General features: G+C 63.6%; 14 protein-coding genes, 2 tRNA genes and 1 pseudogene. 14 read left to right on the forward strand and 3 right to left on the reverse strand.

Annotation, left to right across the window (positions count from 1 at the left end; genetic code table 11):
* From VLR48_RS13860 to VLR48_RS13870, 3 genes are all read left to right on the forward strand, one after another.
* Positions 1-913, forward strand: a 913-nt coding sequence (locus tag VLR48_RS13860) for an ATP-binding protein (protein WP_414718609.1), incomplete at its 5' end; no start/stop codon positions are given.
* A gap of 251 nt (positions 914-1,164) precedes the next feature.
* On the forward strand, positions 1,165-1,407 hold the full coding sequence (locus VLR48_RS13865; protein WP_120798409.1) for a BolA family protein: 243 nt from the start codon (positions 1,165-1,167) through the stop codon (positions 1,405-1,407).
* A gap of 246 nt (positions 1,408-1,653) precedes the next feature.
* Positions 1,654-1,893, forward strand: coding sequence for an acetyltransferase (locus VLR48_RS13870; protein ID WP_325292364.1), 240 nt, complete (start codon positions 1,654-1,656; stop codon positions 1,891-1,893).
* 192 nt (positions 1,894-2,085) lie between these two features.
* Here the strand turns inward: VLR48_RS13870 and VLR48_RS13875 are convergent, their stop codons facing one another.
* The 3 genes and pseudogenes from VLR48_RS13875 to VLR48_RS20295 all read right to left on the reverse strand — a co-directional run.
* Positions 2,086-3,099, reverse strand: a complete 1,014-nt coding sequence (locus tag VLR48_RS13875; protein WP_325292365.1) for a YhdH/YhfP family quinone oxidoreductase — start codon at positions 3,097-3,099, stop codon at positions 2,086-2,088.
* A gap of 27 nt (positions 3,100-3,126) precedes the next feature.
* The gene (locus tag VLR48_RS13880) at positions 3,127-4,650 is read right to left on the reverse strand and encodes a fumarate hydratase (RefSeq protein WP_325292366.1); all 1,524 of its coding nucleotides are present in this window, start codon (positions 4,648-4,650) and stop codon (positions 3,127-3,129) included.
* 121 nt (positions 4,651-4,771) lie between these two features.
* Positions 4,772-4,891 (reverse strand): annotated as a pseudogene (locus tag VLR48_RS20295) (DUF29 family protein); the annotation flags it as partial.
* Positions 4,892-5,083: 192 nt separating this feature from the next.
* Here VLR48_RS20295 and VLR48_RS13885 point away from each other — a divergent pair.
* From VLR48_RS13885 to VLR48_RS13935, 11 genes are all read left to right on the forward strand, one after another.
* Positions 5,084-5,160: transfer RNA gene (locus VLR48_RS13885), tRNA-Val, on the forward strand.
* Positions 5,161-5,285: 125 nt separating this feature from the next.
* The gene (thrS, locus tag VLR48_RS13890; RefSeq protein WP_325292367.1) at positions 5,286-7,205 is read left to right on the forward strand and encodes a threonine--tRNA ligase; all 1,920 of its coding nucleotides are present in this window, start codon (positions 5,286-5,288) and stop codon (positions 7,203-7,205) included.
* Between the two features lie 58 nt (positions 7,206-7,263).
* Positions 7,264-7,797, forward strand: coding sequence for a translation initiation factor IF-3 (gene infC / locus VLR48_RS13895; protein WP_120798414.1), 534 nt, complete (start codon positions 7,264-7,266; stop codon positions 7,795-7,797).
* A 149-nt stretch (positions 7,798-7,946) separates the two neighbouring features.
* Complete coding sequence (rpmI, locus tag VLR48_RS13900) at positions 7,947-8,144, forward strand: 50S ribosomal protein L35 (RefSeq protein ID WP_093186566.1); 198 nt, start codon at positions 7,947-7,949, stop codon at positions 8,142-8,144.
* A gap of 36 nt (positions 8,145-8,180) precedes the next feature.
* Positions 8,181-8,537, forward strand: a complete 357-nt coding sequence (gene rplT / locus VLR48_RS13905) for a 50S ribosomal protein L20 (RefSeq protein WP_007194183.1) — start codon at positions 8,181-8,183, stop codon at positions 8,535-8,537.
* Positions 8,538-8,654: 117 nt separating this feature from the next.
* A complete protein-coding gene (pheS, locus tag VLR48_RS13910; RefSeq protein ID WP_325292368.1) occupies positions 8,655-9,686 on the forward strand; it encodes a phenylalanine--tRNA ligase subunit alpha in 1,032 nt (343 codons plus the stop codon).
* A gap of 201 nt (positions 9,687-9,887) precedes the next feature.
* Positions 9,888-12,266, forward strand: coding sequence for a phenylalanine--tRNA ligase subunit beta (gene pheT, locus VLR48_RS13915; protein WP_325292369.1), 2,379 nt, complete (start codon positions 9,888-9,890; stop codon positions 12,264-12,266).
* Between the two features lie 4 nt (positions 12,267-12,270).
* Positions 12,271-12,570 carry an integration host factor subunit alpha gene (gene ihfA / locus VLR48_RS13920; protein WP_007194180.1) on the forward strand — a complete coding sequence of 100 codons (300 nt, stop codon included), beginning with the start codon at positions 12,271-12,273 and terminating at the stop codon, positions 12,568-12,570.
* The gene (locus tag VLR48_RS13925; RefSeq protein ID WP_007194179.1) at positions 12,551-12,925 is read left to right on the forward strand and encodes a MerR family transcriptional regulator; all 375 of its coding nucleotides are present in this window, start codon (positions 12,551-12,553) and stop codon (positions 12,923-12,925) included. The genes ihfA and VLR48_RS13925 overlap by 20 nt, the downstream gene beginning before the upstream one ends.
* A 37-nt stretch (positions 12,926-12,962) precedes the next feature.
* Positions 12,963-13,039: transfer RNA gene (locus VLR48_RS13930), tRNA-Pro, on the forward strand.
* Positions 13,040-13,246: 207 nt separating this feature from the next.
* Positions 13,247-14,566 (forward strand): type I restriction-modification system subunit M (locus VLR48_RS13935; RefSeq protein ID WP_325292370.1); only part of this gene is annotated, 1,320 nt, incomplete at its 3' end.

Consider the following 14,566-nt stretch of genomic DNA (forward strand, 5'->3'; position numbering starts at 1 on the left):
CGAGGAGGAGATTCGCGAGTCCGAGACGGCGATCGCGGCTGCGGATCGCGTCCTCGCCGAGCTCTGTCGTCAAGCCGTGTGCGAGGCGCCGGCGCAATTGCCGGTGCTCGAGGAGCGCGTGCGCGACCGGCGGCGACTCGCCGCGGACTTGGAGGATGTCGAGCGCGCACTCACGCGTGCCGGTGACGGCCTCGGGATCGAGGCGCTCGCACAAGAGGCGACGGCCGTCGATCAGGATCGGGTGGTGGTGCGGCTGGCCGAGATCGACGCACGCCTCGAGCAGGAGCTGCGCCCCGCGTACCGCGCGCTGATCGAGGAGAAGGCCGAAGCCGGTCGTGCACTCAAGGTGATGGGCGGGGAGGGCACCGCCGCCGCACTCGCCGAAGAGTCTCAACAGATCCTCGCCGGCATCCGCACCCAAGCCGAGCAGTATGTCCGCCTCAAGCTCGCGGCGCGCATCCTGCGCGATGAGATCGAGCGCTTCCGCCGCCAAAACAGCGACCCGATCCTCGGGCGCACCAGCGGCTATTTCGCGCGCCTGACGTGCGGCGCCTTCAGTGCGGTCGAGACCGATTTCGACGAGGCGGATCAGCCCGTCTTGGTCGGTCTGCGCAACAGCGGCGAGCGACTGCGCGTAGAGGCGATGAGCACGGGTACCCGCGATCAGCTCTATCTGGCGCTGCGTCTCGCCAACCTGGAACACTATCTTCAGAGCGCCGAGCCGATGCCGTTCGTCGTCGACGACATCCTCATCCAGTTCGACGACGAGCGCGCGCTCGCGACACTCGCAACTCTGGCCGACTTCTCGGTTAAGACGCAGGTGATCCTCTTCACGCACCACGGCCGCGACGTTGAGCAGGCCAGGCAGCTCGATCCGAGCCAAGAGCGGGTTTGGGTCCACCGTTTGGGCTAAACCGCGCCGGGCGCGCTTTAGTGTGTACCGGCCTGTCTGCGAGCCCGGCCGAGCGTCGCCCGTGTCGTGTAGGCGGCTCCTCTTGCTTGCTCCGCAGGCGCAAAGCCCTATTTAATGAGCTTGGCGGCGAGCAGACGCCGCAGTGGCTGCTCGCCTTAAACCGCGCTGGCTCCAGCAGATATCAAGTCTGCCGGGGCCGATACCATCCAAAAACGTCGCATACCGCGCGGTGCGCGGTTCAGGAGTTACCGTTGGAAATCGAAGCAGTCGCACAACTCATCCGCCAGGGCATCCCCGGCGCCGAGGTCCAGGTCTCCGGAGACGGCAGTCATTTCGACGCCGTCGTCGTGAGCGAGGTCTTCGAAGGTCTCACGCCGATCAAGAAGCAGCGTTTGGTGATGGATACCGTCAAGCCGCAGATCGCGAGCGGGGAGCTGCATGCCTTGTCGATCAAGACCCTGACGCCGGCGCAAGCGGCCGAGCATGTCGGCTGACGTGAGTCGGGGGCATTGACGGGCACCTGGCGCCGGTCATGAAACCGGCCGTAGGGACGAGGGAGAGCGAAGTCCACCGATTCGTGCGCCGGCGGTGGTTGGTGGACGGCGCTGCGTTTGTCCCCCTTGCAGTGCAAAGGCGTTGACGTGGCCGGGGTCAAGCGCCAAGCCTCGGGCCTTGCCAAGGGCTGACCCGGTGCCATACTTGAACATGACGGAGCAACCCCTTGCGCAGGAGGTCAAGCCATGTTTCTCAAACATCGCACTACCGGCAAGATGATCGAGGTCCTGAGTCAGCGGGACCTGTTCAACCCGATGCACCCGAAGATCGTCGGGCGCTATCACTATGGTGAAGAGGCCCAGGAGCCGGAGACGTTCGACAAGGCCGAGCTGATGTTCATCTCGGACGAGATTCTGCCGCGCTGTTGGACCGACAGTCATTATCGCGACGACGAGATCCACCACTATTACAAGAAAGCGTCCTGAAGGGGCGTAGGCCGGCCCGAGTTGCATGCTCGGGCCGTTTTCGTTGTGCCCTTCGCGCCGCCGATTCCCGAACTCGGTCCGTAGGTTGTGCTGACGATAGGAAGCAGAACGTGCGCCGTTGGTTGATTGTGGCTCGCGTTGGCGTTGGCGCGGGGAAGATGGGTTTCGCTTAGCTCTACCCATCCACGGCCCTTAACCGCCGTTCTTGTCGGATGGAGGTGCGATCTCCACCAGGATCCGCCCGTGCGTCTTCCCCGCCAGCATCTCCTCGAAGACCGCGGGAAGTCCATCCAGGTCGACGGTCTCCCCGAGTAACAGGTTCAAGTCGGCCGGGTGCCAATCACTTGCCAGATGCCCCCACAGCTCGGTGCGCAGGGCCTGCGGGATATCCACCGAGTTACAGCCGAGCAGACTCACGCCTCGCAGGATGAAGGGCATCACGGTGGTTTCAAGCAGATGTCCGCCCGCGAGCCCGATGCTGGCGATGTTCCCGTTCGGAACCGTGGTGCGCGTGATCTGCGCCAGGGTCTCGCCGCCGACATTGTCGATGGCACCGCCCCAGAGGGCCTTCTCCAGCGGCCGTTTCGCGTCGGCCAGTGCATCGCGCCCGATGATGCGAGCCGCACCGATCGCCTTCAGCCAGTCCGCAAGCTCGGGTTTGCCCGAAAGCGCGACCGCCTCGTAGCCGAGTCGGGCGAGGATCGCGATCGCCATGGATCCGACCCCGCCGCTTGCGCCCGTGACGAGGATCGGGCCCATCTCGGGTCGCTGGCCGTTGACCTGCATCCGGTGTACCGCCAGTGCTGCGGTGAATCCTGCGGTGCCCAGGATCATGGTCGAGCGCGGATCCAACCCGACCGGAATCGGTGTCAGCCAGGTCGCAGGCACGCGCAGAGACTCGGCATAGCCGCCGTCGTGGTCGAAGCTCAGGCCCCAGCCCGTCGCGACGACCGCATCCCCCGCACGGTAAGCGGAGTCGTTGGATTGTTCCACGATGCCGGCGGCATCCACCCCGCCGACCAGCGGGAAGGTGCGCAGGATCTTGCCGCGCCCCGTGCCGGCGAGTGCATCTTTGTAATTGACGCTCGAATGGGTGACGCGCACCAAGACCTCGCCCGTCTCGGGGGCCTGCTTCGGCAGCGCCTCGAGACCGGCGCGGTGACCCTGCGCGTCTTGATGAATCCGGAATGCACGATAGGTTTGCATCAGACGACCTCCGCTAGATGACTTCCTCTAGATGACTTCCACCGGGATCAGGCCGATCTTGCTGCGCCACTTCGCCGGCCCGGTTTGATGAACGGACTCGCCGCGGCTGTCGACGGCCACGGTGACCGGCATGTCCTCGACCTCGAACTCGCGGATCGCCTCCATCCCTAGATCCTCGAAGGCGATAAGTCGGGAGGACTTGATTGCCTTGGCGACCAAGAAGGCCGCGCCGCCGACGGCCATCAAGTACACGGCGCCGTGCTTCTTGATGGCGTCGATCGCCGCGGGGCCGCGCTCGGCCTTGCCGATCATCCCGATCAGGCCGGTGCGCTCGAGCAGCTGGTCGGTGAACTTGTCCATTCGGGTGGCGGTGGTCGGTCCGGCCGGGCCCACGACCTCGTCGCGCACCGGGTCGACGGGGCCGACGTAGTAGATGAATCGGTCGGTGAGATCCACACCCTCGGGCAGGCGCTCGCCCCGATCCAGGAGATCGGCGATGCGTTTGTGCGCGGCGTCCCGGCCGGTCAGCAGCTTGCCCGAGAGCAGAAGACGCTCGCCCGGCTGCCAGGTCGCGATCTCCTCGCGGGTCAGGCCGTCTAGATGGACGCGACGCGCCCCGGCGGCGGCGTCCCAGGTGATCGGAGGCCAATCGTCCAGGCTCGGCGGAACGAGCGCAACCGGCCCGGAGCCGTCGAGCGTGAATTCCAGATGTCGTGTCGCGGCGCAGTTGGGGATCATGGCGACCGGGAGCGAGGCAGCATGGGTCGGATAGGTCAGAATCTTCACATCCAGCACCGTCGTGAGCCCCCCGAGACCCTGCGCGCCGATGCCGAGCCCATTGACCTTCTCATGCAGCTCCAGGCGCAGGGCTTCGATGGGGTTCGACGGTCCGCGCGCCCTGATCTCGTGGATGTCGATGTCCTCCATCAGCGATTCCTTCGCGAGCAGCATCGCCTTTTCGGCGGATCCGCCGATCCCGATCCCGAGCATCCCGGGCGGGCACCAACCGGCACCCATGGTCGGAACCGTCTTGAGCACCCAGTCGACCAGGCTTTCGCTCGGGTTCAAGACCGCGAACTTCGCCTTGTTCTCCGAGCCGCCACCCTTGGCCGCCAGACGCACCTCGACCCGATCGCCGGGAACCAGCTCCACATGCACGACGGCCGGCGTGTTGTCCCCCGTGTTCTTGCGCGTCCCGATGGGAGGCGAGACCATGGATGCGCGCAGCACATTGTCGGGATGGCTGTAAGCCCGGCGTACACCCGCATCGACCATCTCCTGAATCCCCATGCTTGCGTCCCAGCGCACCTCCATACCGATCTTCAGAAAGACCACGACCATGCCGGTGTCCTGACAGATCGGCCGGTGCCCCTCCGCGCACATCCGGGAGTTGACCAGGATCTGAGCCATCGCATCCTTCGCGGCAGGCGATTCCTCGATCTCGTAAGCCGCCGTGAGGGCTTGGATATAGTCGCGCGGGTGATAGTAGGAGATGAATTGCAGCGCGTCGGCGATGCTTTGGACAAAGTCGTTTTCGCGGATAATGGTCATGGTTCTGCGGCGCCTCGTTCCGGACATGCGCGCAGTATAACAAGCCACTCGCGGTGGGCTCGTGGCGCCGCCGAACGAGACTGCAAAGGCCGTTGGGTGCGAGGAGGGGGCAGTCGATGCCTCAGCCGTGACGTTCGCTTCGTCCCATCTCCTCGACCTCCTCGGCAACGGCACCCCAGTCGATCCCTGCAAATCGGCGTGCACGGATCGCCTCGGCGGTCTGAAACGCCCAAGCGTGAAAGTCGGTGTCGTGCTAGGTGGCGGGTGCGTCGATCTTTGCCGCGCGTGTCGTGTCGGTGTGCTCTCGGGCATCGCGTTGTGGTTTGGTCGAGTGAAGCATAGAACCTAATCCTGCGCACGGGCAGCCCATCGCCAGCCAAAAAGAGCTTGGCAAAGATCGTAGGGGCCTGTAATATTCCGGGCTCGCAACGACAGGCGCGTAGCTCAGTTGGTTAGAGCACCACCTTGACATGGTGGGGGTCGTTGGTTCGAGTCCAATCGCGCCTACCAAACATCAGCCGCCAGCTCCGGCCGTAAGCCGCTCGATATCCATCGAGCGTCACCGCGCTGGGGCTGGCGGTTTTTTCATGTGATCCCTCGTATCGATCACCACTGAACACTTTGAAGGTTTCGTTATGCCCGTCGTGACCTTGCCGGATGGTTCCAAGCGTCAGTTCGATGCCCCCGTGTCCGTTCGGGACGTCGCCGCATCCATCGGTGCCGGCCTGGCCAAGGCCGCGCTTGCCGGTCGGGTCGACGGCGTTCTGGTGGATACCTCCTTTGTCATGGAGCGGGATGCCGAGCTGGCGATCGTCACAAGCAAGGACGAAGAGACGGCGCTCGAGCTGCTGCGTCACGACGCCGCGCATGTGATGGCCCAAGCGGTGCAGGAGCTCTATCCCGGTACGCAGGTGACCATCGGCCCCGCCATCGAGAACGGCTTCTACTACGACTTCGCGCGCGACGAGCCCTTCACGCCGGAGGATCTCGAGGCGATCGAGGCGCGTATGCACGAGATCGTCAAGCGCGATCTTCCCATCGTGCGCGAGGTGTGGGATCGCGAGCAGGCCAAGCAGGCTTTCGCCGAGCTCGGCGAGCGTTACAAGGTCGAGATCATCGAGGACATCATCCCCGAGGGCGAGGCGGTCTCCGTCTATCGTCAGGGCGATTGGTTCGATGTCTGTCGCGGTCCGCATCTGCCGAGCACCGGCAAGCTCGGCAACGGGTTCAAGCTGACGAAGTTGGCGGGTGCCTACTGGCGCGGTGATTCGAAGAATCCCATGCTCCAGCGCATCTACGGCACCGCGTGGCGCGACAAGAAGGAGCTGGCAGCCTATCTGCACCGACTGGAAGAGGCCGAGAAGCGCGATCATCGCAAGCTCGGCAAGCAGCTCGATCTGTTCCACTTCCAGGACGAGGCGCCGGGCATGGCCTTCTGGCATGCCAAGGGGCGGGTGATCTACCGTCTCGCCGAAGGCTACATGCGCGAGAAGCTCGACGAGTACGGCTACCAAGAGGTCGAGACCCCGCAGGTGCTCGATCGCTCGCTCTGGGAGCGCTCGGGTCATTGGGATAAGTTCGCCGGCGGCATGTTCACCACCCATCTGGACGATCGCGACTATGCGATCAAGCCGATGAACTGCCCGGGCCATATCCAGCTCTTCAATCAGGGGCTCAAGAGCCATCGCGATCTGCCGCTGCGCATCGCCGAGTTCGGCGTGGTGCATCGCAACGAGCCCTCGGGCACCTTGCACGGTCTGATGCGTGCGCGCCGCTTCACCCAAGACGACGCGCATGTCTTCTGCACCGAGGCGCAGCTTCAGGACGAGGTCGCGACCCTAATCGACATGGTCTTCGAGACCTACCGCGATTTCGGCTTCACCGACATCGATCTGGCCCTCTCGCTGCGGCCGGACAAGCGTGTCGGCAGCGACGAGCTCTGGGACAAGGCCGAGGCGGCTTTGGACCAGGCGCTCAAGGCAAAGGGTCTCGAGTTCAAGGTGCAGCCGGGCGAGGGCGCCTTTTATGGCCCCAAGATCGAATTTACCCTGCATGACAGCATCGGTCGCGCCTGGCAGTGCGGCACCATCCAGGTGGACTTCTCGATGCCCGGGCGTTTGGGCGCCCACTACATCGCAGAGGACAACAGCAAGCAGGTCCCGGTGATGATCCACCGCGCGATCCTGGGCTCGGTGGAGCGGTTTATCGGTATCCTCCTCGAGCACTATGCGGGTCAATTGCCGGTTTGGCTGTCGCCCACTCAAGTCATGGTGATGAATATTACGGACCGGCAGGCGGATTACGTCAAAGAGGTCTCTAAGACCTTGCGCGGGAAGGGCTTCCGGGCCGAGACGGACTTGAGAAACGAGAAGATCGGCTTTAAAATCCGCGAGCACACCCTGCAACGAGTACCCTACCTGCTCGTCGTCGGTGATCGGGAGGTCGAATCCCGCTCCGTTGCCGTCCGCGACCGTGCGGGCCAGGACCTCGGAATCCTTCAGCTCGATGCCTTTATCGACCGTCTGAGCGAAGAGATCGCGAACCGGACCCACTGACGCCCGGCCCAATCAAGGGGCCGCGAGCGCGTCGTGCGTGTCGTGTCTATCAGTGCTTTTGGAGGAACCTGCTATCGCTGCACCAAAGAGAAACCGCGTCAACAAGGAGATCAACGTACCGGAAGTACGTCTGATCGGCGCGGACGGAAACCAGGTCGGAGTCGTCAATACGCGCGAGGCCTTGGAGATGGCCACGGAAGCGGGCCTCGATCTCGTGGAGATCGTTCCGACGTCGGAGCCTCCGGTGTGTCGTCTCATGGACTTCGGCAGATTTCTCTTCGACCAGAAGAAGAAGAAGAACGAAGCCAAGAAAAAGCAGAAGCAGGTTCAGATCAAGGAAGTGAAGTTTCGTCCGGGAACGGACGAAGGAGACTATCAGGTCAAACTACGCAGCCTGATGCGTTTCCTCAACGAAGGGGATAAGGGCAAGGTCACCATGCGGTTTCGCGGGCGCGAGCATGCGCATCGTGAGCTCGGTCTGGAGCTTTTGAAGCGGATCGAAAACGACCTTGCCGCCCTCAGCATCGTAGAGCAACAACCCCAGATGGAAGGACGCCAAATGGTCATGGTGCTGGGCCCCAAAAAGAAATAGCGACGCGCATCGTCGAGCCACCGGGCGAATCACACTGAGTGCCGCAATGAGACGACTTTTGGTCGATACGACCGATGCCGTCTTCAAAAAACCTCGGCTCGACAGGCGTCGCACTATAATCATTCGGCAAATCGCGGAGTAAAAAACCCATGCCCAAGCTGAAAACAAATCGCGGGGCGGCGAAGCGCTTCAAGCGCACTGCCTCCGGTTCGGTCAAGTGCAACTCATCCCATCGGCGTCATATCCTGACCAAGAAAAGCACCAAGCGGAAGCGCCAATTGCGTGCGCCTAAGCGCCTTCATAAGTCGGATGTGCGGGCCGCGCTGCGGATGATCCCCTACTGCTGATCGCATTGCGCTTGAACGAATCCCAGGAGTCAAAGAATGCCACGCGTTAAACGGGGTGTTACCGCCCACGCTCGTCATAAGAAGGTCCTCGATCAGGCCAAGGGCTACTACGGTGCCCGCAGCAAGGTCTATCGAGTCGCAAAGCAGGCCGTCATCAAGGCCGGTCAATACGCCTACCGCGATCGCCGTCAGAAGAAGCGCCAGTTCCGTGCGCTCTGGATCGCCCGTATCAACGCGGCCGCTCGCGAGAACGGCCTGTCCTACAGCCGGTTCATCGACGGGCTGAAGAAGGTCGGGGTCGAGGTCGACCGCAAGGTGCTCGCCGACATCGCCTATCACGACAGCGTCGCCTTTGCCGCGCTGGCCGAGCAAGCGAAGACCGCACTGGCCTAAGCTGTTTCCTTTCTCGCCCGGGTTTTAAGGCGATACAAAAGGGAAAGGCCCCGGTCTTTCCCTTTTTCGTTTCACGACCTCGCGGCGGACCAGACACCCCAGCGGGAAGACCCGACTATGGCTGAACACACCGGACTCGGTCTCGCGGCACTGCAAAGTGCGGCGCTCGATGCCATCGCGGCCGCGGCCGATCTTGCCGGCCTCGACCAGGTGCGCGTGCGCTATCTCGGCAAGAGCGGGGAGCTGACCGCGCTGCTCAAGCAGCTCGGCGCGCTGCCGGCCGACGAACGCCCTGCCGCCGGTCAGGAGATCAATCAGGCCAAGGTCGCGGTCCAGGTTGCCATCGACCGGCGCAAGGTCGTCTTGGAAGAGGCGTCGCTCACGGCGCGGCTCGCCGCCGAGCGGATCGACGTGAGTCTGCCCGGACGCGGACGGCGGCCCGGCGGACTGCATCCCGTGACCCGTGCGATGCGGCGCATCGAGCGTCTGTTCGCCAATGCCGGATTCGCCGTCGCGGAAGGGCCCGAGGTCGAGGACGCCTATCACAACTTCGAGGCGCTCAACATCCCGGAGCATCATCCAGCGAGGGCGATGCACGACACCTTTTATTTTGATGCCGAGCTGCTGCTGCGCACCCATACCTCGCCGGTCCAGATCCGGGTCATGGAGGAGCAGGCGCCGCCGCTGAAGATCATCGCGCCCGGTCGTGTCTATCGCTGCGATTCCGACTTGACGCATACACCCATGTTTCACCAGGTCGAGGGCCTGCTGGTCGACGAACAGGTGAGCTTTGCCGATCTGAAGGGCGTGCTCTACGACTTCCTGCGAAACTTCTTCGAGCGCGATCTGGAGTTGCGGTTCCGGCCCTCTTACTTCCCCTTTACAGAGCCTTCGGCCGAGGTCGACATCCAGTGTGTCATCTGCGGCGGCAGCGGGTGTCGGGTCTGCAAGCAGACCGGATGGCTCGAGGTGCTCGGCTGCGGCATGGTTTATCCGGAAGTCTTTCGACACGTTGGGATCGACCCCGATCGCTATCTGGGATACGCCTTCGGCATGGGGGTGGAGCGCTTGGCGATGCTGCGTTACGGGATCGACGACATCCGCTTGAATTTCGAGAACGATCTAAGATACCTGCGCCAATTTTCATGAGATCCGGCTTCAACCGATTGCAATCCATGTCGATTCGTTTCCATCCGTTCAGGAACAATTGACGATCAACATGAACGTGTAGGTTGGGCAAAGCGCAGCGTGCCCAACTGATCCCTGCGATGGGGGCGCGGGTTGGGCACGCTGCGCTTTGCCCAACCTACGGCTAACCACTAACCACTATAGAGTACAGGGCAGCAGCAGATGCGATTCAGCGAGGCGTGGTTGCGGGAGTGGGTGAACCCACCGGTCGACACCCGGCAATTGGCCGACCAGCTCAGCATGGCGGGTCTCGAGGTCGATGCGGTCGAGCCCGCGGCCCCGGCCTTCAGCGGCGTGCGGATCGGCTGGGTGCAGTCCGTGGTACCCCATCCGGATGCCGAGAAGCTGCGGATCTGCCGGGTGGATCTCGGCGAGGATGCGCTTCTTCAGATCATCTGCGGTGCCGCCAACGTCGCCGAGGGCATGAAGGTCCCGGTCGCGACCGTCGGCGCCGCGCTGCCCGGCGACTTCAAGATCAAGAAGGCCAAGCTGCGGGGCGTGGAGTCCTTCGGCATGATCTGCTCGGCCAAGGAGTTGGGTCTTGCCGAGTCCTCCGAGGGCATCCTGCCGCTGCCCGCGGATGCCCCTGTGGGCGAGGACATCCGCGCCTGGATGGCGCTCGATGACCACTGCATCGAGGTCGATCTCACCCCGGATCGAGGCGATTGTCTGAGCCTGTCGGGACTCGCGCGCGAGGTCGCCGTGATCAACCGCGCGCCGCTCGCGACACCCGTGATCCAACCGGTCGCTCCCGTCCATGACCAGTCCCTGACGGTGCATCTCCAGGCCCCGTCGGCTTGCCCACGCTATGTCTGCCGGATCATCCGCAACATCGACCCGAGCGCGACGACACCCTGGTGGATGCAGGAGCGCCTGCGCCGCGGCGGGATCCGCGCCATCAGCCCGGTGGTCGACGTGACCAACTATGTCCTGCTCGAGCTCGGCCAGCCGATGCACGGGTTCGATCTCGCGAAGCTCGACGGCGAGATCCGCGTGCGCATGGCGGTGGAGGGCGAGCGCATCGCCCTGCTCAACGGCGAGGAGGCGACATTGCGCGCGGACACCCTGGTGATCGCCGATGCCGGACGCGCCGTCGCGTTGGCCGGGATCATGGGTGGCACGGAGACCGCGGTCGGCCCCGAGACCCGTGACGTGCTGCTCGAAAGCGCCTTCTTCGCGCCGCTCGCCGTCAGCGGCAAGGCGCGCTCCTACGGCCTGCACACGGATTCGTCGCATCGCTTCGAGCGCGGTGTCGACCCCGGACTCCAGGTCCGCGCGATCGAGCGAGCGACCCGACTCTTGACCGCAATCGTCGGGGGCGAGCCCGGTTCGGTGGTCGAGGCGGTCTCGGAGGCCGATTTACCCCAACCTCGGGCATTGACGCTGCGTCCCGCGCATGTCGCTCAAGTGCTCGGACTCGCGCTGCCCGAGGAGACCATCCTCGACATCCTCGCGCGTCTCGGCATGCACACCGAGCCGACCGCCGAAGGGTGGCTCGTCACGCCGCCGAGTGCCCGCTTCGACCTGGTTCAGGAGGTCGACTTGATCGCCGATATCGGTCGTATCTACGGTTACGATCGAATCCCGGTGAGCCACGCGAGCTCGGCATCGGTCACGCGATCGACCCCGGAGACGGATTTCGACCTGGATCGCGCCCGTCTCGCACTGGTCGACCGCGGTTTCTACGAGGTCATCACCTATAGCTTCGTCAGCCCCGAGATTCAGGCGCTGGTCGATCCCGATCAAGAGGTGCTGCGCCTGGCGAACCCGTTGAGTGCCGAGCTCTCCACCATGCGCACCAGCCTTTGGCCGGGCTTGATCCAGACCGCGCGCTACAACCAGGCGCGACAACAGGAGCGGGTGCGGATCTTCGAGTCCGGTCTGCGCTTTCGGATCGACACGAACGGTCTGGCCCAAACGCAGGGTCTCGCCGGCCTCATCGTCGGGAGCCCGGATCCGGAGCAGTGGGGCCTGTCGAGCCGCGCGGCGGACTTCTTCGATCTGAAGGCCGATGTGGAGGCCCTGCTGGCGCTGACCGGTGCACCGGGGCGTTTCAGCTTCGTGCCGGGTGCACATCCGGCGCTGCACCCCGGCCAGACGGCGCGTGTCGAGTGCGACGGTCAGTTCGTCGGCCTGCTCGGAATGCTCCATCCCAGCCTGGCCGCACAGCTCGACATCACGGGCGATGCCTATCTGTTCGAGTTGGACATCGCGCCGCTGAGCCTCGGCGCCCTGCCCAAACATGCGTCGATCTCGCGCTTTCCGAGCATTCGTCGAGACATCGCGATCATCGTCGACGAAGCGGTGACTTATGCCGCGATTGCGGATTGCATACGCGCCACGGAGACCGAGCTGCTGCGCGATCTGGTCCTGTTCGACCTCTACACCGGCAAAAACATTGAATCGGGCAGAAAAAGTCTCGCTCTTGGATTGATTTTACAGGCTTCTTCTCAGACACTTACAGACGCTGTCATTGAAGACACCGTGAGGCGGATCCTAGCCAGCCTCGCTTCGGAATTTGACGCAAGATTGAGGGATTGACCCCATGGCATTGACCAAGGCCGATATGGCCGAACACCTGTTCGATGAGCTTGGCCTGAACAAGCGTGAGGCCAAGGACATCGTCGAGATGTTCTTCGAGGAGATTCGCGCGGCGTTGGAGCGCGGCGAGCAGGTCAAGCTCTCCGGGTTCGGCAACTTCGATCTGCGCGAAAAGAAGGAACGTCCCGGCCGCAACCCCAAGACCGGAGAAGAGATCCCGATCACGGCGCGGCGCGTGGTGACCTTTCGTCCGGGGCAAAAGCTAAAACAGCGAGTGGAGGCCTATGCTGGAACCGACCGATAAGGGCGAGGACAACGGCCCCGGCGATCTTCCGCCGATCCCGGGAAAGCGCTACTTCACCATCGGCGAGGTGAGCGAGCTCTGTGGGGTCAAGCCTCACGTGCTGCGCTATTGGGAGCAGGAATTCCCTCAGCTCAAACCGGTCAAGCGCCGCGGCAACCGTCGCTACTATCAGCGTCACGACGTGCTGATGGTGCGCCAGATCCGCAACCTGCTCTACGAGCAGGGCTTCACGATCGGCGGTGCGCGCCTGCAGCTCAGCGGCGAGGGTGCGAAGAACGACCTGAGCCAGACCCACCAGATCCTGCGCCAGATGCGTGCGGAGCTGGAAGACGTCCTTCAGCTGCTGCGACGTTGACAGCAGAAGGGCTTCACCCTACTATTGCCCGTCTTATCGGGGCGTAGCGCAGCCTGGTAGCGCACCTGAATGGGGTTCAGGTGGTCGGAGGTTCAAATCCTCTCGCCCCGACCAAATCAAACAACGGCTCAGGTCACTAACGACCTGAGCCGTTTTTATTTGGGCCACCGTAAAGTCATCGGCGGTGGCCTGCTTGCCGTGAGGCCGGCCTCGGATTGGGGGTTACGGGAGACCATGCACGAGGAGTGGTCACCCGGCGAGTGGTCTCGCCTGCGAACCGTCGCTGCAGCGTTTCTCTCCCGAGCAGCAAGGAAAATGCCCATGGCCCTGAAGAAGTCCGAGCTGTATTCCTCCCTCTGGTCCAGTTGCGACGAGCTGCGCGGCGGCATGGATGCCAGCCAGTACAAGGACTATGTCCTGGTGCTGCTCTTCATCAAGTATGTCAGCGACAAGTACGCCGGCCAGCCCTACGCCCCGATCGTCATCCCGCCGGGCGCGAGCTTCCGGGACATGGTCGCGCTCAAGGGCAAGCCTGACATCGGCGATCAGATCAACAAGCGGATCATCGCCCCGTTGGCGAACGCCAACCGGCTCTCCGCCATGCCGGACTTCAACGACCCCTCCAAGCTCGGCTCGGGCAAGGAGATGGTCGAGCGGCTGACCAACCTGATCGCCATCTTCGAGCACAAGGCGCTCGATTTCTCGAAGAACCGCGCCGAGGGCGACGACATCCTCGGTGACGCCTACGAATTTCTGATGCGTCACTTCGCCATCGACAGCGGCAAGAGCAAGGGTCAGTTCCTCACGCCGGCCGAGGTCAGCCGGGTCATCGCGCAGATCCTGGGGATTCGCGATGCGCCCACCAGCGCCGCAACCACGGTGTACGACCCGACCTGCGGCTCGGGCTCGCTGCTGCTCAAGGTCTCCGACGAGGCACGCACCCCGGTCACGCTCTACGGTCAGGAGAAGGACGCGGCGACCAGCGGGCTCGCCCGCATGAACATGATCCTGCACGACAACCCCACGGCGCTCATCGTGCAGGGCAATACGCTCACGGATCCCAAGTTCCGTGATGGCGGCAGCTTGAAGACCTTCGACTTTGTCGTCGCCAATCCGCCCTTTTCGGACAAGCGCTGGAGCACCGGGCTCAACCCGCTCGAGGATCCCTTCGAGCGCTTCAGCCACTTCGGCGCGCCGCCGGCCAAGCAGGGCGACTATGCCTACCTGCTGCACATCGTCCGCTCGCTCAAGAGCACCGGCACGGGGGCCTGTATCTTGCCCCACGGCGTGCTGTTCCGCGGCAATGCCGAGGCCGAGATCCGCCGCAACCTGGTCCGCCGAGGCTATATCGCCGGCTTGATCGGTCTACCCGCAAACCTCTTCTACGGCACCGGCATCCCCGCCGTCATCGTCGTGATCGACAAGCGCGATGCCCAGGCACGTCGGGCCATCTTCATGCTCGACGCCAGCACCGGCTTCATGAAGGACGGTCCCAAGAACCGACTGCGCGCCCAAGACATCCACAAGATCGTCGACATCTTCAACCGTCGGATCGAGGTCCCGCGCTACGCGCGCCTGGTCGCACTCGACGAGATCGAGAAGAACGACTTCAACCTCAACCTGCCGCGCTACATCGACAGC

The organism is Thiocapsa sp. (genome assembly GCF_035467215.1).
In the GTDB taxonomy this organism is placed as follows: Bacteria; Pseudomonadota; Gammaproteobacteria; order Chromatiales; family Chromatiaceae; genus Thiocapsa.

Excerpts from the sequence above, each read along its gene's own strand:
- VLR48_RS13870 (WP_325292364.1), top strand. The coding sequence starts at position 1,654 with ATGTTTCTCAAACATCGCACTACCGGCAAGATGATCGAGGTCCTGAGT.
- VLR48_RS13875 (WP_325292365.1), bottom strand. The coding sequence starts at position 3,099 with ATGCAAACCTATCGTGCATTCCGGATTCATCAAGACGCGCAGGGTCAC.
- VLR48_RS13880 (WP_325292366.1), bottom strand. The coding sequence starts at position 4,650 with ATGACCATTATCCGCGAAAACGACTTTGTCCAAAGCATCGCCGACGCG.
- thrS (WP_325292367.1), top strand. The coding sequence starts at position 5,286 with ATGCCCGTCGTGACCTTGCCGGATGGTTCCAAGCGTCAGTTCGATGCC.
- rpmI (WP_093186566.1), top strand. The coding sequence starts at position 7,947 with ATGCCCAAGCTGAAAACAAATCGCGGGGCGGCGAAGCGCTTCAAGCGC.
- rplT (WP_007194183.1), top strand. The coding sequence starts at position 8,181 with ATGCCACGCGTTAAACGGGGTGTTACCGCCCACGCTCGTCATAAGAAG.
- pheS (WP_325292368.1), top strand. The coding sequence starts at position 8,655 with ATGGCTGAACACACCGGACTCGGTCTCGCGGCACTGCAAAGTGCGGCG.
- pheT (WP_325292369.1), top strand. The coding sequence starts at position 9,888 with ATGCGATTCAGCGAGGCGTGGTTGCGGGAGTGGGTGAACCCACCGGTC.
- ihfA (WP_007194180.1), top strand. The coding sequence starts at position 12,271 with ATGGCATTGACCAAGGCCGATATGGCCGAACACCTGTTCGATGAGCTT.
- VLR48_RS13925 (WP_007194179.1), top strand. The coding sequence starts at position 12,551 with ATGCTGGAACCGACCGATAAGGGCGAGGACAACGGCCCCGGCGATCTT.